Origin of the sequence: Shewanella sp. S23-S33, assembly GCF_043359565.1 — a bacterium.
GTDB lineage: Bacteria > Pseudomonadota > Gammaproteobacteria > Enterobacterales > Shewanellaceae > Shewanella > Shewanella oncorhynchi.
Map to the genome: position 1 here is coordinate 1 of NZ_JBHFFD010000039.1, position 22,976 is coordinate 22,976.

Annotated in this window: 19 protein-coding genes; 1 reads left to right on the top strand and 18 read right to left on the bottom strand. The window is 48.4% G+C overall.

Translation table 11 applies throughout. The features are described from left to right. Positions 1–187 precede the first annotated feature (187 nt). From ACHA99_RS10390 to ACHA99_RS10475, 18 genes are all read right to left on the bottom strand, one after another. On the bottom strand, positions 188–514 hold the full coding sequence (locus ACHA99_RS10390) for a DUF3325 domain-containing protein (protein WP_259510925.1): 327 nt from the start codon (positions 512–514) through the stop codon (positions 188–190). Beyond that, positions 511–2,100, bottom strand: coding sequence for a PepSY-associated TM helix domain-containing protein (locus ACHA99_RS10395; protein ID WP_393942580.1), 1,590 nt, complete (start codon positions 2,098–2,100; stop codon positions 511–513). Before ACHA99_RS10395 ends, ACHA99_RS10390 begins: the two co-directional genes overlap by 4 nt. Further along, positions 2,097–2,465, bottom strand: a complete 369-nt coding sequence (locus ACHA99_RS10400) for a hypothetical protein (protein ID WP_393942582.1) — start codon at positions 2,463–2,465, stop codon at positions 2,097–2,099. The genes ACHA99_RS10395 and ACHA99_RS10400 overlap by 4 nt, the downstream gene beginning before the upstream one ends. Beyond that, positions 2,458–5,637, bottom strand: a complete 3,180-nt coding sequence (locus ACHA99_RS10405) for an efflux RND transporter permease subunit (RefSeq protein WP_393942584.1) — start codon at positions 5,635–5,637, stop codon at positions 2,458–2,460. Before ACHA99_RS10405 ends, ACHA99_RS10400 begins: the two co-directional genes overlap by 8 nt. Before the next feature lie 4 nt (positions 5,638–5,641). Then, positions 5,642–6,691 carry an efflux RND transporter periplasmic adaptor subunit gene (locus ACHA99_RS10410; RefSeq protein ID WP_393942586.1) on the bottom strand — a complete coding sequence of 350 codons (1,050 nt, stop codon included), beginning with the start codon at positions 6,689–6,691 and terminating at the stop codon, positions 5,642–5,644. A gap of 26 nt (positions 6,692–6,717) precedes the next feature. Further along, positions 6,718–7,359 (bottom strand): nickel transporter, encoded by a 642-nt coding sequence (locus tag ACHA99_RS10415; protein WP_105250717.1) that lies wholly within the window; start codon positions 7,357–7,359, stop codon positions 6,718–6,720. Positions 7,360–7,398: 39 nt separating this feature from the next. Then, entirely contained in the window at positions 7,399–8,103 is a 705-nt protein-coding gene (locus tag ACHA99_RS10420; RefSeq protein ID WP_393942589.1) for a TonB-dependent siderophore receptor, read from the bottom strand. 8 nt (positions 8,104–8,111) lie between these two features. After that, complete coding sequence (locus ACHA99_RS10425; protein WP_393942591.1) at positions 8,112–9,584, bottom strand: TonB-dependent siderophore receptor; 1,473 nt, start codon at positions 9,582–9,584, stop codon at positions 8,112–8,114. A 402-nt stretch (positions 9,585–9,986) separates the two neighbouring features. After that, positions 9,987–11,234 (bottom strand): glutamate-5-semialdehyde dehydrogenase, encoded by a 1,248-nt coding sequence (locus ACHA99_RS10430; RefSeq protein WP_263185081.1) that lies wholly within the window; start codon positions 11,232–11,234, stop codon positions 9,987–9,989. 48 nt (positions 11,235–11,282) lie between these two features. Then, entirely contained in the window at positions 11,283–12,383 is a 1,101-nt protein-coding gene (gene proB / locus ACHA99_RS10435) for a glutamate 5-kinase (RefSeq protein WP_105250714.1), read from the bottom strand. 11 nt (positions 12,384–12,394) lie between these two features. Next, complete coding sequence (gene putP, locus ACHA99_RS10440) at positions 12,395–13,891, bottom strand: sodium/proline symporter PutP (protein ID WP_393942594.1); 1,497 nt, start codon at positions 13,889–13,891, stop codon at positions 12,395–12,397. A 3-nt stretch (positions 13,892–13,894) separates the two neighbouring features. Beyond that, positions 13,895–14,071, bottom strand: coding sequence for a hypothetical protein (locus ACHA99_RS10445; RefSeq protein ID WP_006079436.1), 177 nt, complete (start codon positions 14,069–14,071; stop codon positions 13,895–13,897). 163 nt (positions 14,072–14,234) lie between these two features. Then, a complete protein-coding gene (locus ACHA99_RS10450; protein ID WP_393942596.1) occupies positions 14,235–16,307 on the bottom strand; it encodes an FUSC family protein in 2,073 nt (690 codons plus the stop codon). Positions 16,308–16,312: 5 nt separating this feature from the next. Beyond that, positions 16,313–17,176, bottom strand: a complete 864-nt coding sequence (locus ACHA99_RS10455) for an efflux RND transporter periplasmic adaptor subunit (RefSeq protein WP_393942598.1) — start codon at positions 17,174–17,176, stop codon at positions 16,313–16,315. 6 nt (positions 17,177–17,182) lie between these two features. Next, positions 17,183–17,383 (bottom strand): DUF1656 domain-containing protein, encoded by a 201-nt coding sequence (locus tag ACHA99_RS10460; protein WP_105250710.1) that lies wholly within the window; start codon positions 17,381–17,383, stop codon positions 17,183–17,185. Positions 17,384–17,564: 181 nt separating this feature from the next. Further along, on the bottom strand, positions 17,565–18,920 hold the full coding sequence (gene gorA / locus ACHA99_RS10465; RefSeq protein WP_393942600.1) for a glutathione-disulfide reductase: 1,356 nt from the start codon (positions 18,918–18,920) through the stop codon (positions 17,565–17,567). A 146-nt stretch (positions 18,921–19,066) separates the two neighbouring features. Then, the gene (locus tag ACHA99_RS10470; RefSeq protein WP_393942602.1) at positions 19,067–19,633 is read right to left on the bottom strand and encodes a hypothetical protein; all 567 of its coding nucleotides are present in this window, start codon (positions 19,631–19,633) and stop codon (positions 19,067–19,069) included. Positions 19,634–19,785: 152 nt separating this feature from the next. Continuing rightward, positions 19,786–20,577 carry a hypothetical protein gene (locus ACHA99_RS10475; RefSeq protein ID WP_173497829.1) on the bottom strand — a complete coding sequence of 264 codons (792 nt, stop codon included), beginning with the start codon at positions 20,575–20,577 and terminating at the stop codon, positions 19,786–19,788. A gap of 269 nt (positions 20,578–20,846) precedes the next feature. On the opposite strand from ACHA99_RS10475, the gene prlC reads away from it, so the two are divergent. Continuing rightward, positions 20,847–22,886: an oligopeptidase A gene (gene prlC / locus ACHA99_RS10480; protein ID WP_393942604.1), complete on the top strand. Its 2,040-nt coding sequence runs from the start codon at positions 20,847–20,849 to the stop codon at positions 22,884–22,886. The last annotated feature ends 90 nt before the right edge of the window (positions 22,887–22,976 follow it).

A 22,976-nucleotide genomic window follows, 5' to 3' on the forward strand; every position in this document is an offset into this window, starting at 1 on the left:
GAGCCTATAGGGATATATTCACGGCGAGTCACTGGAATGCGAGTGCTTAAGCATTTTCACTATAATTCTATTGAATTATAGTTTGGCTATCCGCTTCACACTCAGCTATTTTTTATCAAGCTAAACCTATCTCCTACCTTTCCAACCTCGATCATGATTGACGTTATTCGGCGCTTGGTATGGTGACTTAATACAACAATCCGAGCAAACACACTACGGTGCTGGCGGGTAATATGGGCTGTAACCAGCGTGGTTTGTAACTGAGTAAAATCACTAGAATTATCGAACTCAAACATACCCAGCCAAGCAGTAATACGCTGGCGTACGCTGGGCCGTAATGACGACTGGCAAGCCAATAGCACAGGACGAGCGTTGCAGTACCAGCGGTGCGAAATCCGCGTGCCTGTGCATCGGTTAACGGGCGGTTACGCACGGCGCGGTGGTGGCTAAAATAAGATAAGGCCAACAGCCCCATGGCGATAAAACAGGTTAACAATTCGCCTGTGGCTGTCATGATTCAACTCCTAATTCTGTCGTCGTTTTGGTTACCCGTGTAGCCAGCACTTTTTTAGGGCTACGCAAGCGTTTGGCTGCCATGTAAAACAGCGCTGCAAGTGCGAGCATCATGAGGTCAAATCCTGCGAGAACATAGGCTTGGCGCTGTAGATTGCTTATCAGCTGATACTGCGAAGTCATGGCATTGAGCAGGGGTAGCAGGCCATAAAGCAAGGCTGTGAGTAAAAAAAGTCGTTGCCATGTTTGTTTATCTCGTTTGAAGCAAGCGAGCAGTGCGACTAACGCCCAACTGATAAAGAAACAATGGATTTCCCAGTTTTCTCTATCTGCAAAGGTGACGGGTAAGAGTCGATTGGCATAAAAATAACAGGCTAGCGCAATGGGCAGGCCACCAAAGGTGGCGAGATTCAACATGTTCACTAGCGTGAGCCCGCTATGATTCTTATCTTTTTTAAGCTGCTTTTGTGCCAGCTTATCGGCCCACATAATCGCGCCGCTGGCGATCATCACGCAGCCCGTTAATCCCGCCAGTAAATACAGTAAACGTAGGCCTTGGCCAGCAAAGCGACCACTGTGCAGGGCTATCATGGCACTTTGGGTTTGATTCGCTCCCGAAGTCACAGCCGACTGCGCCAACACTGCACCTGTCACAGTAGACAAGTGATACCAAGGCGCTTGCTGATTTAAGCTGTGCTCAGGGGCGATTTTGACTGTTACGCTGGCATTGCTGTCGTTGAGATTATCAAACTGTAAGCCTTCAAGTGGCGACTCACCCACGACACTGTGAATCGTACTGAGCAAACTCTGACTATCGAGCATAGTGGCTGGCGTGCCAGTGGCGGCGGGAGTTTGGTAAATGGGTTTCCATTGCGAATAAAAGGCTTGAGTTTCATCACCATATTGTGTGTTAAGTCCCCATGGCATATACATAAACATCAAAGTCACTAGGCCGGTATAAGTGATCATTAGATGAAAGGGCAATGCGAGAACTGAGCTGGCGACATGGGCATCTAACCAAGAGCGCGGGCCTTTTCCGGGGCGAAAACTAAAGAAATCCTTAAAAATACGTTTGTGGATCACTATCCCGCTGATGATGGCGACCAACATGAACATAGTGCAAAAGCCGACAATCCAACGCGCCGTGAGCACACTCATGTAGTACAAGTCGAAATGCAGTCGATAGAGAAAGTCGCACCCTCGGCTTTCCCGTGCTTTAGGTAAGGCTTCACCTGTCGCAGGGTTAATAAAGCCTTGATGATAATCACCAAATCGCTGGCCTTCAGCGGCGGGATCGCTCCATGCATAGGTCAGTAATGGCACCCGTTGTGTGGGTAAGTAAATCCACCACGACTCAGCGTCAGGCGCTTGTTGTGCCAAGGACGTGAGGCCATTGAGTATCAATTGTTGATTATCCGCATTGGCATCATATTGGCTGCCGTGGTTTTCGGGTTGCATCCACAGGTTGATTTCAGCACGGTAATAGGCCGCTGTTCCGGCGAAAAAAACCAGAAACAACACCCAGCAGGTGAGCAATCCAACCCAAGTGTGTAGCCAAGTCATTGAACGAAAAAAGGAGTCTTTCATAATCCACTCCCTTGAGCACTTGTTGCATCAAACGCTTTAGCGGCGAGGTAAGCTAAATACAGCAGACCGCTAAGCGCGAATAAATCCAGCCAGTATCGCCATGTTGATTTAACGCTGAACACCCAAATCACGGCGCAGGTGTACACTGTAAATGACAGCATCATGGCGGTTAACACCCGATCAACCTGAGATAACGGCAGGATTTGCGCGAGCAAAATAGTCGCAACTGCACTTAACAAATAGCCGCCAAAGGTTGCTGCGAGGCAGCGATTGCCTATGTGCAGGCTATCGCGCCAAATAGTGGATTTTTTCCAACGCGTTAGCCTTTGTATTAACGGCTGAGTCATGGCGATTTTCTCAATCATGATGGCGTGCCACTTTGGCTGAACTGGCGGTTAAATTGGCCCTGTTGGTGTAGGACAACACAGAGATTAACAGGGCGGGTAAAAAGGTTAAGCTGAGTAGCGTTGCCACGATGAGGCCTGCCAATACCACTATGCCAACGCCGCGGTAGAGTTCGCTGCCAGCACCGGGGAATAACACCAGCGGCAATAAGCCAAACAAGGTCGTCGCGGTAGACATTAGAATCGGTCGTAATCGACTGGCGACGGCAGATTTTACGGCTTCAACGACACCAAACTGACCCGATTGCAGGTTTTTACGGCTCTGTTCCACGATCAAAATCGGGTTGTTAACGACAGTGCCGAGTAGGATTAGAAATCCCAGCATGGTAATCATATCAAAGGGTTGGTGCCAACCTTGGCCGCCAAGATACGCAAATAAGCTGCCAGTATAATTAAGCGCTTGTAAGCCGACTAAACCGCCTGCGAGCCCGAGCGGGATAGTGATCAGCACAAATAACGGATAACCCCAGTGATTAAAAATTGCGACTAATAACAAGTAGATGATCAACACGGCGACCAGAAAATTGCTGGAGAGTGCCGCTTTCGTCGCTTCGAGCTGATCGGCTGCGCCCGAAATATCCAAACTGACATCTTTGCCGACAGCACCCTGTTGATAGAGGATGGGGACTAATTCTTCCCGCACCTTAGCCACAGCGGTTTCTAACGCAATGGAACGCGGCGGAATAATGTAAAGAGTCACGGTTCTGCGGCCATCGACGCGGCGTAAACTGTCGCTATCCATTTGCTCACTAATGTCGGCCAAGGCTTGCAGTGGCAGTACATTACCCTTAGGCGTGACTATCGGCGCGAGTGCCAATTGCGACAGACTCTGTTGATTGCCTGCCAGACTAAATAGAAAGATATCCACCTTGTTATCATTAAGGAAAAACTCGTCGACATAGGCGCCATCGCTCAGTGCCGAAACTGCATAGCCAAACTCGCTGCCGCTAAAATCTTGTTCTACAAGACGTTGCCAGCGAGGGGAGATCTGCCACAGCGGTTGATCTAGCGACAAGGTCGATGGGTCAGAATACAGCTGTGGTTCGGCAAATACTTTTTCCGCCGCTTGATACGCCGCTTCGGCAGCACGATAGAGGCTGGCTTGATTCGGGCCAGAAATATCCAAGGCGACAGCGCGGGTGCCACCATCGTTGCTGGAAATAATGGAACCCCGCGATGAATAGGCGCGCATGCCCGGATATTGCTCAAACAAGGCGGTGAGTGAACTCATCATGGCATCCATATCTTGGCTGCGAACGGGCTCGCTCATCACCCAAATACTGCCGACACCCACGCTGAGGGTATAGTATTTTAGCGGCGGGATCTTTTGCTCACCACGTTCAAAGGATGCCGCCTCGGCATTGACTCTCGCGGATAGCTGAGTCGTTAATTCTTCTGCAATTTTAGCCATTTCCGATAGGTTGTAACCCGGCGGCGCGACCATAGAAGTAAAGGCTTTTGGTTCTTCACCTTCGGGTAAATATTCGGCCGGGGGCATCAGCCAAGCAGCAAGCCCAATCGTCGAGACGAGTGACAGCACAATCACAAAGGTGCGGCGTCTTGCCGACAGTACAAGTTGGCTGACTAAGCTCAATATGCGTGATGCTTTGGGCGGCTCACTTTGGTTTGTCTGCGCCGAGTGCATTTTACCGAAACCAAAACGGGCAATGGCGGCGGGTACGATGAACACTGCGACTAACATAGAAGCGACAATAGATGAAGCGATGGCAATCGCGATATCCGAGTACAGTTGCCCCGCTTCTTGTTTGATAAATAGAATGGGTACAAACACTAGCACTGTGGTGAGTGTCGAGGCTAATACTGCGGGCCACACATCGTAGATACCACTGATGGCTGCTTCGAGACGATCTAATCCGCGTCTGCGCGCTTGTTCAATACTTTCGAGCACCACGATGCTGTTATCGACCGTCATGCCGATGGCAAAGGCCACACCCGCCAGCGAAATGACATTAATAGTGCGATCAAACACTAGCAGCCCGACGAAGGCGGCTAAGGTACACAGCGGAATACCGATAACACCAATCAGGGTGGCTCGATTCGAGCGTAAAAAGAGATACATAACCAAGGTTGCCAGTAAGGCACCTAGACCTAAATTGACCCACACATTTGCAACCGAATCTTGCACATAGCGCACATCATCACTGAATAACTCTAACTGCATGGCGTGCTGGGCGAGTTGATTTTGATTGATCTGCGCTATCACGGGCATCATGGCGGCTTTGATGGCGATAACATTAGAACCGACATCCCGCTTGACCGCTAAGCTGAGGGTACGTTCTTGTTCGGCAAAGGACAGTTCTCTGATCTCGGCGTGGTCGAGTTTTATCTCGGCCACGTCTTGCAGCAGAATATTGGTATTACCTTGGCGTTTTAAAATCAGTTGCTTAAGTTGATTTAAATCCTCGAAACGGCCAATCACCCGCAGTAAATAGCGTTTTTTACCGCTGTCGATATCGCCCGCAGACGTGTCCTTGTTGCGATCTCTAATGGCTTGCCGCACATCCATAATGCTGATGCCGCGTTGGGCGAGTTTGGCGGGATCGAGCCGTATTTGAATTTGCCGTTCGGCGCCGCCTTGAATGGTGACGGAGGAAACGCCTTTGACACGCTCCATTTGTGGCCGAATAAAGTCGTTAGCGAAATCGCGCATCATGTCTATATCTAGATTCAGCGGGTTCCCCGCGATAGGCACGAGACGGAAATACATGAAAGCGTTGTCTGAATATGAACTGCTGTAAAGCCTTGGTTGGTCGACGTTTTCAGGATAAGACGACACTTGGCTGAGCGCATTGCTAACCCGAATAAGCGCATCGCTTATCTCAGTGCTTTGGGGGAATTCGAGTTCTATCCATGCCGAACCCGTATCGGCCCAAGATGTCATGCGTTGTAAGTTGGGCAAGGTGCGCAGGTAGCGTTCCTGCTCAAGTAGAATTTCTTTTTCAACGTCTTGCGGTGTCGCTCCCGGCCAACCTGTGGCCACGCTGATGGTGCGCACATCTAAGTCGGGGATCATTTGGATTGGGATACGCAGTGCTACAGCCGTGCCCAATACGCAAAATATCAAGACGATGACCGACAGTAAGGTGCCATGTTTAATTCCAAACTTCAGCATCCCACTAATCTCCTACTGCAGAGTTGAGTACAGAGACTGGCTGTTGGTCTTGTAGGCTCTCGTTACCGCGGATCACCACGGGAGTGTCTTTGGGTAATGGGCTAAGGATTTCAATCCCGATGGCGCTCGTATGGCCCACTTGAACGGTATGCCGTTGGGCTATGTTGTTTTGCACGGTAAAAACACTGAACTGGCCGTCCGGGTGACGGACTAGCGCATCTTGCGGCACGACAACACTGTGTTGCGCCCGCTGTAAGTGGAAGGTCGCAGTGGCCGATGTGCCGGGCATCAAAAGTCCACTCGCATCAGGAATGGTTAAGCGCACCAAGAAGCTGCGAGCATTGTGGTCGCTCACGGGGACGAGTGCATTCACATGGCCGATAAACTGCTGTTCAGGCAGCATATCTGCGGCAATATCGACTTGAGTTGCAGTGGCTATGTTTTGGAACATTTCCTGTGGGACTTGAATATCGAGCCAGAGCTGCTCTTGGGATACTAAGGTGAAGATTTCAGTGCCGACATTGACCCATTCACCGGTTTCAGTTTGTTTGCTTGAAATCACTCCCGCAAACGGCGCGATAAGTTGGTGGCGGACGACCACCTCTTTTTGGTGTGCTAATGCCGCCGTTAAACTCTGCAGATTAGCTTCGGCTTCGGTTAACGCCGCTTGGCGAATCGCGCGCTCAGTTTCGGGGAATAATTGCTGAGAACTGAGTGTTTGCGCTTCGGTGAGGAGTCGCTGTTTTTCTAGCAGCATGGTCTTAGCGGCCATTACATCGGCCTGACGCTGTGCTAATTGGTGTATGGCTAAGGTGTCATCGAGTGCGAGCAAAGGCTGGCCAGCGTGGACTTGCGAGCCTGCATCGACCAGCACTTTGGCGACTAAGCCATCGGTACGTGCAGATAAGCGGGCTACCCGTGCGGATTTAATGGAGCCACTGAGTGGCAACAGTTCATTGGTGCTGCCTGTTTGGGGCAAGGCGACTGTTACAGGTGCAGTGCTTGCGTGTACTGCAGAACACAGCATGTATAAACCTATCATTAAATAACGCACGTTAACTCCATCTCACTATAAGATTATTACTGAGTGATAAAACTCGTGGTGGTGATGTGTAAAACGCTATCAACCTCGTTGCCTGCGAGTGTTTGTTTACCTTCTGTAGTGTGATTACTGACGAGTAAGTAGCGGCCCGCATCTGGGGTATCGAGGGCGAATTTACCTTGGGCATCGGTGGTGAAAGATTTACTCCAAAAACCGGGGCGATAAACTTGTACTGGATGATTCACCAGTGGTGCGCCTTTATAGCTAAGCACAAACTCGGGAACGCCTGACTTTACTGGCGTAAATTCAAAATCTTGCAGCGCTTTTGTGTGTTCTTGTCCCGTGCGGGCATAGAGTATTGCGGCCTGCAATCCGGTCTCAGTTTTCCATGGTTGCCACGCGGTATCGGCATAGAAACTGATGTCACTCTTGCTATCTTGGGTTTTGACCAGTAGATGATCGGCCTGCGCTGTGGCGGTTAACGGTGTCTTGGCATTGGCGGCGAAAATACGCGCCGCGCTTAAGGATGCTAACTCTTCTGCCGAAGCTTGCTCTGAACCCGGTTCGCCAAATTGCACTTTAACCGAACCATCGTTATTACGCTCAAGCCATACTTCATGTGCTTGAGCCGAAAAAGCGATACCGCCGAGTAAAGTGAGTATTACAAGTGCTTGTTTCATTTGATCATCCTTAATGTTATTTCGGGTTAGGGCTATGTTTTAGAGCGTCCAACGTAGTGATAGTGTGGCATTACGTGGCTCGCCAAAGTCGGCGTAACCCCAGAGTGAACGGTTGTAGTTCTTGTCGAAAATATTGTTAATGTTCAATTGCATAGAAATAGAAGGTGTGATTTGGTAGCCAAACATTAAGTCAACGAGTGAGTAGGCGGATTGTGTTTGGCGGTAAGCCACATTCGGCGCGCCATCGACACCCCAAATAGTGCCTTGATAGAAGGTGCTGCTCTGCCAGCGCCAGCTCGCACCTGCAGTAATGCCCGGTAGAATATCTTCAAAGTTATATTTAGTGGTGAGTTTGAAGATATCTTCGGGCAGATAAGTTTGACGACGTAGGCCATCTTTATCTTCTGCATTGTTGTGGGTATAACCACCGCTGATATCCCATAAGTCGGTAAGACGTCCGGCAATTTCTAACTCATAGCCCTTGGTGGTAATCCCATCCACACTTTCGTAGATAGAGTCACCGGAAGGTAGCTGACCTTTACCTGCATATTCAGGTTCGTTGTCTTTATTGGTTTCGTAGATGGCGGCTGACATGTTTAGCGTGTCATCGAACAACGCGACCTTGACGCCGCCTTCGACGTTTGTGCCTTCTGCAGGTTCGAGCAGTTGGCCATCTTCACCAAAATAGGTGCCAGGTTTGAAGATTTCAGTACGGCTAGCGTAGACAGCGATCTGCTCGGTCACATCGTAGACTAGGCCGTAGTAGGGGATGAAAATACCGGTTTTTCCATGGTTGCATCTGTGCTGTTACCCACGAGATCATGCTTTTCATAGGACCAGTTACTTACGCGTCCACCGACCATTAATTTCAGTGAATCCAATACATTGACACGGACAGTGCCGTAAACACCCGATTGGCTTTGCTCATTGGTTTGGCCATTGGTGGGTGAATTAGGAATATTAGGCTTGGGATAATGGCCTTGATCCGCCACGTTATAGCGACGTTGGGGGGTGGAGTTCGTGTTGATGTTATCGAACTCGTTGTCACCGTAGTTAAAACCGATCACAGCGCTATGTTCACGGCCGAGTAAGTCGAAGTTACCCGTTGCATACAGGTTGAAACTGTTGGTATCTGACTCGCGATCATGTTGGGCGGCATAAGTATCGCCCCAAGGGCCAACAAATTCGCCGGTTGATTTGACGATATAATCGCCTGGGTAAAAGGCCAATGCATCTATGGTGGCGTTGGCGATACGATAGGCACTGACGAGTGACCAGTCGTTATCGAATCTATGTTTAAATTCGGCCATGAGACTCTTTTGGGTCACGTCCCAATGGGTCCAGTCCTGTGAGCTAGAGTAGTTGCGGCCAAAATCGACAGCTGTGCCATCGGTATAAAATGCGGGATTAGAGTTCCAGTTATACACACCGTCGGTTTGTGATTTTTGATAGTCCGCAAACAGTGACAGGCTAGTATCTGTGCCGAGACTCGTTTCAACCACGCCATAGAGCACTGTGGTATCGCGTTGATAGCGGTCGATAAAAGAGTCGCCTTTCTTCACCGCACTCACGAATCGACCTTTCACATTGCCTGAATCCGTGAGCCAGCCAGAAACGTCGGCCTCTAATCTATAGGTATTCCACGAGCCATAACTTGCACTTGTCGTGGCGCGGGTGTCATCCGTTGGGCGTTTACGAATAAAATTAACCGTTGCAGAAGGTTCACCTAAACCGCTTAAAATCCCTGCCGCACCTTTTAATACTTCAACCCGTTCGGCAATCACAGGGTCTAAACCTTGATCAATTGAGCCGCTGTAAACATGGGATGAAGAGGTTGTGATTAAGCCGTCAATTTGGACACCGCTGTCGAGTGCATAGCCGCGCACGAATATCTGACTATTTTCAGAGGCATCGCCCACCATAGTGACGCCAGGAGTGTGATTTAACACTGACTCCATAGTGACCAAACCTTTGTCACTGATCATCTCTTCGGTAATCAAAGTGACGCTTTGTGGGGTTTCTTTGAGTGACATAGACAAACCCGTGGCGCTATTCATTGCCGCGCGGGTGTATGTTCCTACCACGTTCAATCTTTCTATCTGTTCTGTATCTTTTTTCTCATCTTGCTTAGGGTCAGTATTGGCTTGAACCGTCAGAGTAAGTGTGCTGAGAAGTACAGGGATCAATGGCGAGCGCCAAGACGTTAAAACAGATAGGGGAGGCATGGTATTTCAATCCTTTCAGGCGATTTCAGATTAAATGATGATTGGTGATCCTGAGTGCAAACAAAGTGTTTAGGTGCAAATGAGAATCGATCGCATGATAGGTTTGTTGAAAATAAATGCAATATGCTCAATGTGTAAATTGTTTAAGCTGGGTTGTAACTTATTGGCGAATAGCTTGTCAGCGAGCTGTGATAAGCCGTCGCAATGGGATCTGAGGTTTTAGCGCATGCCTTACTATAACTCGGTTTCAGGGCATCGACTGGGAACTCAGGCTGTTGTGGTTCGAGTCAATTTAGCCAACAAAAAGGCCACAGTCGTTACCGACTGTGGCCTTTAATCTTTACAATTGAATCGAAATCCAGCGGACTTGTTAAGCCTAAAAGTGTGATTTACACCTTAGGTTTACGCCCGCACTTGGCCTGTGCCTGAGACTAAATACTTCTCTGCGGTCAAGGATTCGAGTCCCATTGGGCCGTAGGCATGTAGCTTAGAGGTCGCGATGCCGATTTCTGCTCCAAGGCCGAGTTCGCTGCCGTCGGAGAAGCGCGAAGAGGCATTGACCATTACCACAGAAGCATCGACCGCACGTTGGAAGTGTGCGGCTGTAACTTCGTTTTCGGTGCAAATTACTTCGGTGTGCTGGCTACCAAAACGGGCAATATGTTGGATAGCATGGTCAAAGTGATCGACTTGGCGAATGGCAATTTCGAGATCTAAATACTCTTGGCCGAAATCGTCTTCTTCCATATACGTACAGTTTTCGAAGTAGCCACCGGATTGGGTACAAGCATTGATTTTAACCTTATGCTCGGCCAGCGCTTTGGCTACTTTAGGCAGGAATTGCGAGGCAATTTCTTGGTGTACTAATAGGGCTTCGAGGGCATTACATACGCCAGTGCGCTGGGTTTTACCGTTGAGCAGTAAGTCCATAGCAATATCCAGATCGGCATCTTTATCGACGTATAAATGACACACGCCTTTAAAATGCTGGATCACTGGGATTTTACTGTTGTCAGTCACAAAGTTTATCAAGCCTTCGCCGCCGCGGGGAATGATCACATCGATATAATCTCGTTGCTGCAGCAGTTCTAGCATGAGGGCGCGATCTGGGTCGGGCACCACTGTGATTAACGCCTCGGGCAAGCCGTATTGTTTCAATACGCTTTGTAAAATAGTGGCGATAATTTTACTGCTGTGCAGCGCCTCTTTACCACCGCGCAAAATCACGGCATTACCGGATTTAAAGCACAGGGCACCCGCATCGGCGGTGACATTGGGGCGCGCTTCATAAATCATACAAACCACGCCCAATGGAACGCGCATCTTACTGATGGATAAACCATTAGGTCGTTGACCAATATAGCGTTCGTTGCCAATGGGATCGGGTAAGGCGGCGATGGCTTCAATGCCTACCGCCATAGCTTCTATACGCTCTGGTGTTAGCGTTAATCGGTCGAGCATGGCTGGGCCGACGTTATCGGCTGTTGCTCTGTGTAGGTCAATTAAGTTAGCGCTTTGGATTTCGTAGGACTTTTCGCGTAATGAGCGTGCCATATCGAGGAGTACAGTATTTTTAAGCTGTTCGTCAACTTGGGCGAGAATAAGAGCCGCTTTGGCAGCTTCTTGAGATAAGTTTTTGATTAAAGTCATATTTACTCCGCTTAGATGTTTACTCGCTTAGTTTTATTCGGCTGATGCTTATTCGAGAATGGCGATGTTTTTCTCGGAAATAATCGGTCCAGTCTTTTGCTGAAATTCACTGGCAAACTCGCGATCGTCTTGGTCTGTGATAAAGCTAAGTAAACAACTGCTGTAATTGGATTTGGCCTTTGCCAATTTAGTGCCATCGTCTTTGCGTACTAAAATGGTGTCACCGACAGAAAAGTCCCCATTGATGGCAACGACATCGTCACTGGTCAATTGCTCGCTATGGATATCAAGGGCGATATTAAAGTCATTTTCAACAATGACTTCGCCTTGAGCCTGCGAGGTATGTGTCATCCAGTGCAAGTGATCCTGCATTGGCTTTTCATCGGGGGTAAATAAGGTTCCTGGGTTTTGGCCCTTCAACAATTGGTTGAAAGAGTCAGCATCAAAGCCATTGATAATAAAGGTTTCAATCCCGTGGGAAATCGCCTTCTTGGCGGCTTGGATCTTAGTGCGCATACCGCCAGTACCGACGGCACTGCTGGCGCCGCCCGCCATGGCGTAGATCTCGGCATTAATCTCGGTCACCTGCTTGATAAGCTGTGCATCGGGATATTCATGGGGGTTTTGCGTGTAAAGCCCATTCACATCCGAACAGATAATCAGCGTATCGGCATCGGCCGCTGCGGCTACCATGGCCGAAAGATTATCGTTATCGCCAACTTTGAGCTTGTCGGCGGTCACGGCATCGTTCTCGTTGATGATAGGCAGTAGCCCATGTTCGAGTAGGCTGAAAATCGTATCTTTAATACTGATGTAACGATCTCGGTTGCGTAAATCACCGTGGGTTAACAGTAGCTGTGCGGTCGGGAAATCAAATAACTTGTTCCATGTGGCCATCATATCGGCCTGACCCGCTGCAGCCATGGCTTTCTTCACAGTGACGCTCGGTTTATCAACCTCGCCAAAGTGATGCCATCCCGCGGCGACTGAGCCCGAAGAGACCAAGACAACTTGGATCCCTTGGGCACGACAATAAGTAATAAATTGGGCAATGCCGAGTAAGTAGTGACTGCTGCAACCTTGTTTGTGGGGTGCAATCAGGGCACTACCTACCTTAACGACAATGCGTTTCCAGGGTAAGTCAGTCATACCTGCGCGCCTCATCTGTCTTCGGCTAAAACACGGCCAGCCTTATGGAATAATTTAGTGGTTTTGGCACAGGGATCAGTATCGAGTAACGAGACTATCCAAATCACCACACTGCTCACGGCAAAGCCGGGGATCATTTCATACACCACTGTGGTTAAGGCTTTTCCATCTGCCAATACCGGGGCATAAATCCAAAACAACACTGTAGCTGCGCCTGACACTATGCCGGCAATCGCGGCTTTGTGGGTTAGGTTCGCTTTATACAAGCTAAACAAAACTAACGGACCAAATGCGGCACCGAATCCTGCCCATGCATTACTCACTAGTGATAGCACACTGCTAGAGCGGTCGAGCGCCAGTAGACTCGCGACAATTGCCACGCCTGCTACGCCAAAGCGTCCCATTTTCACCATGTCTTTCTCGGTAGATTCTTTCTTCGAAATCACGCGATAGATATCTTCCGTGAGTGAGCTTGATGACACTAATAGCTGCGATGAAATGGTACTCATGATCGCGGCCAGAATGGCGGCCAGTAAGAAGCCACTAATGATCGGATGGAACAACAACTCAGAAAACACGATAAAGATGGTTTCAGGATCGGTCAGCTTCATACCAAATTTATTGGCGTAAGCGATACCGACAAGACCTGTTGCCAGTGCACCCACAATGGTCACTGTCATCCAGCCCATACCTATGTGTCTGGCAGTTTTAATGTCAGCTACTGAACGAATCGCCATAAAACGCACAATAATATGCGGTTGGCCAAAGTAACCGAGTCCCCAAGATAAGCTTGAGATAAGCCCTAACATAGTGACGTTTTGCATGGCATCGGTGAAGTGTGGAATCGATTGATACGCAAAGTTCAGCATAGTGTCAGCGCTGGTAAACTCTTGATATGCCACCACAGGCACTAAGATTAAAGCGACAAACATGATACAGCCTTGGACAAAGTCAGTGAGGCTCACTGCTAAGAATCCGCCCAACAAGGTATAAGAAACCACTACGCCGAGGGTGACGACTAAACCTATGTCGTAGTTCAGGCCAAATGCTGACTCAAATAACTTACCGCCAGCCACTAAACCCGCTGAGGTATACAAGGTAAAGAAGATCACAATGATCACGGCCGAGATAATTCGGATACTGCTGTTGGCATTGCCGAAGCGTTTAGCAAAAAACTCCGGGATAGTAAGGGCGTTATCCGCGACTTCGGTATAGACCCTTAATTTGGGTGCAACGACCAAGTAATTAATTAGAGCACCAATCAATAGCCCAAGTGCGATGTAAATGGTTTCGAAACCAACCAAAAACATAGCACCGGGAAGACCCATTAGCATCCAGCCACTCATGTCAGATGCACCCGCTGAGAGTGCGGTGACCTGTGGACTTACCTTACGGCCGCCAAGAATATAGCCTGACACATCGCTGGTGGATTTTTTGTAAGCGAATAAGCCAATGGCGAGCATAACGATAAAGTAGATAGCTAAGGAAATGTAAGCGAGGTAATTCATTGGTTATTTTTCTCCTAACGCTTTGTTATTTTGAATAATACTCGGTTTCAAAATGACAAAGAGATAGGTGCTTAATATTGCAAGTAAACACATAAACTGCATTGATTCCTTAGCGTGTAATCGGGTAAAGCTTGCTACTTGCGAGATGAGATTTTCCTCTGGTGGGTTCTCCGTAGACATAATTGCTCCTTGGTTGATAATTGAATTTATATCACCAACATAGTTAGTGATCTAATTATATTAAGGCATTTTATCGGCCAAATATCAAGCTTCTATTGGATTTAAATGGTTTTGGCGGCGGTACGAGAGTGGCTTTTGGGGCGGAAAATAGTTTGAGAGCTGACTATTTTTCAGAGGTGTTTTTCTGCTCGGCGATACTGTGGGCGGTACGTTCGAAGGTTAAGGTGATGCGTTCAAACATCCCAGTAATCAGAGTGAATTGTTCGTGGGGTAACGGGCATTGCGCCAGCGCTTGTAATAAGGCTTCGCTGCTGGTGTTAAACTCTTCTGCGACTTGGCCGTGGGCGCAGGCGATAAATGCCTGACCTAAATTGTGTTGCCAGAGGTTGAGTGCATTTTCTAAGCCTAAGTCTGAGTGCGTATCTGAAATCCCCTGCAACATGCGTCGCATTCGAATCGACACATGGCCTAGATTCAGTGCAGTGAACACCAGATCGGTAAATACCCTCGAACTCTTGCCCGAGCCTTTTTCGTAACTGGCTATCCGCAGCAGTCGATCGCCCATGCGGGCGTTAAACCAAGGCTCAGGATCGTTATGCTGCGCGATATGCACTAGATCTTTTTGGATAGATTGCAGCAGACGATATTGCATCAGCCGCTGGCTAGGTTCGGTGATCAATTTAAATAGCCAATACAGCACAGTAACGCCAACAAAAATCGCTAAGGCATTGCTGACAGTGTTTTCTATCGCAAATGAAATGGTATTACTGGGCTGTACTAATACCGCAAACGGCACGCAAATCCCGAGACCATAGGGCAAGGTCGGTCGATTCGCTAAGGCGAGTAGCCCAATAAAAAAGGGGCCTGCGAGCACTAAAATGAGGATTTCGAAATCGCCACTACTCTCTGCCAGCAAAGGTAAAGCGTAAAACACTGTGAGGGGCACAGCTATAGTGATACCGACAAGAATACGGCGCAAAATCGTGGTTAGTATCGGCAGTGGCTGGCGCGCCATCATGATGGAAAAGACCACAGGCATCAGGATCATCATGAGTACCGCACTCGACCCTGTGCCGATCCACAGCGAAGCCCCAATGACAAATACCGCCATGCTGCGTAGACCGGTCGTAAACCCTATCAGTGGATCTCGGTGAAATTCCATTGGCGGCGCGTTGAGTTGTACCGCAGAATTGCTTGTCAGCACGTTATAACTCTTGAGCACCATGATCAGATCGGCGCTTAATTCCATCGCAACTTTGAGTAAGCGAGTCTCTAATGGGCTTCGGTCGCGGTATTGCATCAGGTTTTGCTGGAGTTGATACCTCAAGGTGCGCGCCATTTTGTAGCATTCTTGGTAATCACTGGATTGCGCCATCAAGGTAAAACTACTGCGCATATTGGCTAAGGTTTTCGCGAGTGGTTCGCTAACAAGATGGGAATGATTACGTTGCAGCCGGCCAAATATTTGGATTGCCGCCAATAGCGAAAGGGTTTTATTGCAGAGAAAGTTCGCCGCATGGCTCTGCCCGCGTCCTTCGGGGCCTTCATAAATCACTGCGCTGGAGTCGTCACTCAGCGCCGATACTGATTCCATAATAGTGTCGATATGTTCATGGCGACTCGCATGTTCCCCCTGTAAATCGAGTTCTAATGCAAGATAGTTAAGCGTATGATTAATGGTGTTTTTAGCATGTAATTGCAGACTATGTTTTACCTTGGTCGGCCAAAGTAGCGAGCTGACCAAGACGGCGCATATCGCCCCGACGACAATCTCGCTGATCCTCGACTGTGCCACATCGAATATTTTTGCACTATCGGCCGTGCTTGGGCTCGCCATCACAATGAGCACTATCAAGCAGGCTGTCATGCCCGCCATGGCAAAGGCATAGACAAAGTTTTGCTGGCGCACCATGGCCGACAACCCAGAATTTAGCCCTATCCAGCAGGCGAGTAATCCTAAGGCGAGTTCGGGATAGGGCGTAAACCCGTTGAGTATGGCAATCCCCGCGAGCGCGCCGACTAAGGTGCCGCCGATTTGGCATAAGCCCTTTTCGATCACGAGCCCGCTTTCGGGGCGGATTTGCAGAAATACCGCCGACACCAGCGCCCAATATGGTCGTTCTAGATTTAAGAACATGGCCACATATAAGGCGAGCGCCATCGAGATCACGCCTTTAATCGCGAAGATAAGGGTTCGTCGGTCGGGAAAAAATAAACTCTTCAGTAACAGCGTCATAATGACTATTTGTCAGTCTGTAGCTGGATGGAAACTGTCATGCCGACGCTCAGCTCTATGTCCTTAGGAATGCTGTCTAGCTGGATATCGACCGGAATACGTTGTGACAATCTCACCCAATTAAAGGTTTGGCCGATTTGCGGTAATAACTGCCCATTAGCGGTGACATTGGTATTGGCGATTGCCTTGCCTATGCTGGTCACTTTGCCGTGCAAGACATGGCCGCCACTCATCAGGCTGACATCGGCGTTTTGACCTATGTGAACCAAGGGGATTTTGGTTTCTTCAAAATACCCTGTGATATAGAGAGAGTCTTGTTTGACGAGCGAAAATACTGAGTTGCCTTTGCTGACATAGTTGCCATTACGCAGGCTTAAATTGATCAGGGTGCCATTTTCGGGAGCGTGAATTTGCGTTCGCGCTAAGTCAATTTTGGCGGTATTCAATTGTGCCTGTGCGAGTTCATAACTGGTTCTTGCCAGTTCGGTATTGATAAAGGCTTCGTCGAAGGTTTCTTTGCTGACTAAGTTGGCGTTGGTCAAACTAATACGGCGTTTGTATTTATGTTTTGCCAGTTCCCATGCTAATTTTTGGCTTTCCGCTTTGGCATTCAATTCGGCAATGGTGGCTTTGTAGCGGGTATCGTCCACTGTGAACAATACATCACCTTTATTAACGACTTGATTGTCTTTTACATTCAGTTGGTTCACCCAACCGGATACATCTGGCGCTATGGTAATGATTTCGGCGCGAACTCGGCCGTCGCGGGTCCAAGGAGAATAAAGGTAGTGCGACCATATCCAATGTCCGGCGATACCTGCAATCGCGACCACAATAAGGGTGAGGCTGATACGAAAGATTTTTCCCATGAACAATCAACTCCCAAGCAAGTAAATGACCAACGCCAGATAGCAGATAAACAGCCCAACTTCGAACCAAGCCGCGCGCCACAGCTTGTGATAGAGTCCAGTTTGATAGAGTACCCAGCGAGTGATGCAGGAAAGCAGAAAAGCTAAGGGGATAAAGATAATTAATGGACTAAATAACAAACCATCGAACGCGAGTTCTTTAAGCATTACGCTATTCATCCCGATAACAGTGGCGCAGCGATAACCGCGCTAGGTGTTTAAAATGCAAAGTACTCAGTCGAGATTATAGGAAAGTCGCGTGAGAGTTAATGGTTTTATACTATCTGTGATCAATTAGGGCCAGCATAAGCTGGCCCTAAATATGATGAAATCAAAGCGAAAATCACTTCTACCTCATAGTAACAAACTCTTCGGCGCCTGTTGGGTGGATAGCAACGACCGCATCGAAATCGGCCTTAGTCGCGCCCATTTTCATGGCGACGCCGAAACCTTGAAGGATTTCGTCCATACCAAAACCAATACCATGAATACCAACGACTTTTTCGTCCTTGCCAGCGCAGACTAACTTCATCTTACAGGCTTGGCGATGGGCCGTAACGGCGGTGTACATGGAGGTAAACGTCGACGTATACACTTTGACGTTATCGTCGCCGTATTGAGTACGGGCCTCAGGTTCGGTCAAGCCCATAGTGCCGATAGGTGGATGGCTGAACACAACGGTTGGGATCAGGCTGTAATCCATTTTGGCATCTGTCATACCGTTAAATAAACGCTCGGACAACAAACGGCCCGCTTTAACCGCAACAGGAGTGAGCTCTACGCCGCCCGCCATAATGTCGCCGACACAGTAAATCCCTTTGTGAGTCGTATTTTGCTGCTCATCAGTGATGACATAGCCTTTGTTATCTAATTGCACTTCGGTATTTTCTAGGCCGATATTGCCTGTTGCAGGTGAGCGGCCAATTGCCCAAATCAAGTAATCGACTGTAATGCTTTCACCGTTTTCTAAGTTTAATGTCAGGCTGTCATCGGCATTTTTAACCACGGCTTTTGGCACGCTATGGGTGTGCAATGTTGGGCCTTCGGTTGCCATCGCATCGACGAGAGCATCGACTAATATGGGGTCAAAGTTACGCAGCGGCGCATGTTTACGCACTAATAAGTGAGTTTCACTGCCCAGAGCGTGTAACACGCCAGCGACTTCAACAGCGATATAACCCGCACCAACAACGGCAACGCGCTTAGGTTGCTCGCGTAGGGCGAAGAAACCATCGGAATCGATACCGTATTGCGCGCCAGGAATGTTCGGAATAGTCGGTGCGCCGCCAGTGGCGATAAGAATATGATCGGCGGTGTAATGTTCGCCGTCCACTTCGATGGTGTTGCCATCCACAAAACGGCCGTAGCCATTTAACAGCGTCACTTTATTGTTGGCAAAACCACGGCCATAGGCATCGTGAATGCGACCAATGTAGGCTTCGCGGTTTTCGACCAAAGTGTTCCAATCGAATTTATTAACAGTGACGTCGAAGCCATAATCTTTGGCGTAAAGGTTCATCGCTTCGGCAACATGGGCGCCATACCACATGACTTTTTTGGGCACACAACCTACGTTTACACAGGTGCCACCCACGTGTTTGGCTTCGATGAGTAGAACCTTAGCACCACGCATTGCCGCTCGGTTTGCTGAGGCGATACCGCCGCTGCCTGCGCCTAGGCAGATATAGTCAAAATGTTGAGCCATGAGTTTCTCCGTCTTACTTCAAGGATGAGATGCTTTACAGCAGAAGGTCATTGTAGGGGGCTTTGCGGTAACAGACCAGCCTATTGCATCACTAACGTATAAGGCATTGCTTTTAATAAAAATACTCCTAAAGTTGCATTCAGTTGTTATCGCGTGGCTGTTTCGCGGCGATATTGGCACTTAGAGTGATCGTTATGAGCTGGGCCTTCTGCACCACATTTCAAACATTGCCACTCCTTTTGGCGGGCGCTGAGTTCATCGGCTTGATGCTTAGCAGCGTTATCTTGCTTGTCGCCGAGAAGGGACTCTAGCTGATCCATACGTTTATCGAGCCAACGGCAGTTAGGATCATTGGCGACATGTTCACGACTGGCGAGCTGTTGTTTGCGACTGAGTTTTTTACTCTTAGCGGCTTTGTTCGATTGAGTGGCTTTAGTTGATTTATTGGTTTTGGATGGCTCTGCGGGTGTGACAGTGGGGGGCGAATACTCGAATGCACTTTGCACTTGGTTAGGCACATTAATCGGCTTGCCCTCATTGTCGAGCAAAGTGCCTAGGGGCAAAGGCGCCGTTTGTGCCGGTTGCGCTAAGGATTCTAGACTCGGTTCAGGCTCAGATACCTGTTGCGCATTAGTCGAGCTTGTCACTTGGATAAAAAGCAGGGGCAAGGTAATGATAGCGGTTCGGATAAGATAGAAATGATGCGTTAACATTCCCTGTTCCTCGGCAAAATCGATGTGAATAGTGAGTCGCTCCGTCGACATTTTGAGTTTAGTTAGAGAGCTTTGTTTTTGCCAAATGTCACGGGATAAATTGACTGAGGAAGGTTGTAATACGGCGCTAGAAACACAGAGCTAAAACGACGTTAAAACGTTATTGCAAAGTGGATGCCTGCATAGGTTTGATCCTGTGAACTCATATCGCCATTGGCTGAGGCTTCTTGCTCAATATCACTCTGGGCAATGCTGTGGCTAATGTGCCCGCTAATATTCATGCTTGGGGTCAGTTGATAATTCGCTTCGAGGCCAAACTGCAGGTTATTACTGCCATCGTGTTCTTCCGTGCGGTATTTAAAATCAAACCCTTGAGTGATATAGGGCGTGAGGCTGAATTGGTCTGTGATATTCCAATAACTGTGCAAACTCACTTCAACAAAGTAGCCTGCCGCCTCTGTGGAATAGACATAACTCACCGATGGTACCAACCAAGCTGTGGCGCTGTAGGCGAGTTCTGCAAATAGCTCGTTATCTTGGCAGCGGCTATTGCTATAGCCTTCAATGCGCTGATATCCCAGATTGGCCTCTAGGTTTTCGGCTAAGTTGAACCCATATTCAAGGCCGATATTCCACTCTGTATAGGCTTGGCTATCACCGCGTCCGACTAAGGCATAAGTGGTTAAGTTGCCGTGTTGAACAGCAGCATTGAGCCAATAAATACCCCCATTTTGCAAGTTATTGCGACCCTGTGAGACATATTTGCTGTCCCAACCTAAATCCAGCGTCACCGCCAAAGGTTCTGTTATCTGGCGGGGTAATATGGTGTTTGAAATACTATCGACTTGTTCTAGGCCCTCATTAGCAACTGCGTTGTGACTAAGGCAGTTGATCCCTAATGTGCAGAGGACGCTGGCGATAAGTTTCACTGAGTGTGTTGCCATATTTTTACTGATTTTGGTCGAGGTATGTTAGTTATGCAGATAATACCTTGCCAACATACAAACATTAATGCGAATTGATTCGATTTGCGATCGAGATTGCAACAATGTGTAGGTAAATAAAACGTAAATCCTAAATGCGAACTAGTTCACTTTTTTTCAAGGGAAATAGGGTTAAGTAAGGCGTTCGAAGGGGACAATCGGTTTTCTCGCCTTGATAAATAGGCCATTAGCCCTTATTTATAACAGATACAGATTGTTGAGGAGTCAATATGAGCAACCCTTTGCTTAGCGGCGCAAAATTACCGCTTTTTTCACAGATTAAACCGGAACATATTCAAGTCGCCGTTGAGCATGCCATTGCTCAGTGCCGCACTAAGATTGATGAAGTGCTGCAGAACCAAGGTCCTTTTACGTGGGACAACTTGGTCGCGCCATTAGAACAGGTTGACGATGAGCTAAGCCAAATTTGGTCGCCCGTTTCTCATATGAATTCAGTGACTAGCACAGATGAGTGGCGTGCCGCCCATGATGCTTGTTTACCTCTTTTATCGGAATACGGCACTTACGTTGGCCAACACCAAGGTTTGTATCAAGCCTATAAAGCGCTGCGAGCATCCAATGAATTTGCACAATTGAGCCAAGCCCAGCAGATGGTGATAGAGCACAGCCTGCGCGACTTTGAACTATCGGGTATTGGTTTAGATGACGCGCAAAAAGTGCGTTATGGCGAGATTGTAAAACGTCTTTCTGAACTCACCAGTGTTTTTTCGAATCAATTACTGGATGCGACGCAAGCTTGGACTAAGTTGATCACAGATGAAGCTGAGCTTGCTGGTTTGCCTGAGTCTGCCAAAGCCGCCGCTAAAGCGATGGCGCAGTCGCGTGAGCTAGAAGGTTGGTTATTTACCTTAGATTTTCCATCTTACCTACCCGTCATGACCTACAGCGAAAACCGCAGTCTTCGGGAAGAATGCTACCGTGCGTTTGTCACTCGCGCTTCAGATCAAGGTCCCAATGCCGGAGAGTTTGATAACAGCCCGCTGATGGACGAAATTCTTGCTTTGCGCCACGAACTCGCATTGTTACTCGGTTTTGACAGTTTTGCTGACAAATCCCTAGCGACGAAAATGGCTGAAACGCCGGCGCAGGTGATGGCATTTTTAAATGAATTAGCGCTGCGCTCAAAGGATCAAGCTAAGGCAGAACTGGCTGAGCTGAGAGCGTTTGCCGAGGCCGAATATGGCGTGACTGAAATGGCCTCTTGGGACTTAAGTTTCTATGCTGAGAAGTTGCAGCAGCATAAGTATGAGATTTCACAGGAAATCCTGCGTCCGTATTTCCCCGAAGATAAAGTGCTCTCGGGTTTGTTCTACACAGTATCGCGTTTGTTCGGCCTTAAAATCCTTGAGCAAAAGGATTTTGACCGATGGCATAAAGACGTGCGTTTTTTCGATATTTTCGACGAAACTGACGAACACAGAGGTAGTTTCTACCTCGATTTATATGCCCGCACAGGTAAACGTGGTGGTGCTTGGATGGATGACTGCCGTGTGCGCCGTCAAACCGCCAATGGATTACAAAAGCCAGTGGCTTATTTGACCTGTAACTTTAATGGTCCGGTCGATGGCAAACCCGCGCTGTTTACCCATGATGAAGTGACAACCCTGTTCCACGAATTTGGCCATGGTATCCACCACATGCTGACCAAAATCGATGTTGCAGGCGTGTCGGGTATCAATGGTGTGCCTTGGGATGCGGTCGAGTTACCAAGTCAATTTATGGAAAACTGGTGTTGGCAGGAAGAAGCATTAGCCGAAATTTCTGGCCACTTCGAAACGGGCGAGCCATTACCTAAAGCCTTGTTAGATAAAATGCTGGCGGCGAAAAACTTCCAGTCTGGCATGATGATGCTGCGCCAACTCGAGTTCTCGTTGTTCGATTTTAGAATGCACCACGAATACGACCCAGCTAAAGGCGCGCGCATTCAAGAAACCTTAGACGAAGTGCGTCGTCAGGTGGCCGTATTAACACCGCCGGATTTTAACCGTTTCCAACATGGATTTGCCCATATTTTTGCGGGCGGTTATGCCGCAGGTTATTACAGCTATAAATGGGCAGAAGTGCTGTCGGCGGATGCGTTTTCCCGCTTCGAAGAGGAAGGTATCTTTAACCCTGAAACGGGTCGTCGCTTCCTGCACAATATCCTCGAAATGGGTGGTTCAGCCGAGCCGATGGACTTGTTCAAACAGTTTATGGGACGCGAGCCGAATATCGATGCCCTGTTAAGACACTCAGGTATTGCTGCATAAGCAATTGTGAGTTTTGATAAATCAGCCCCTTTTAATGGGATGATTATTTGAGGGTATTTAGCTTAACCTAACGATAAAAAGACGCCTTAG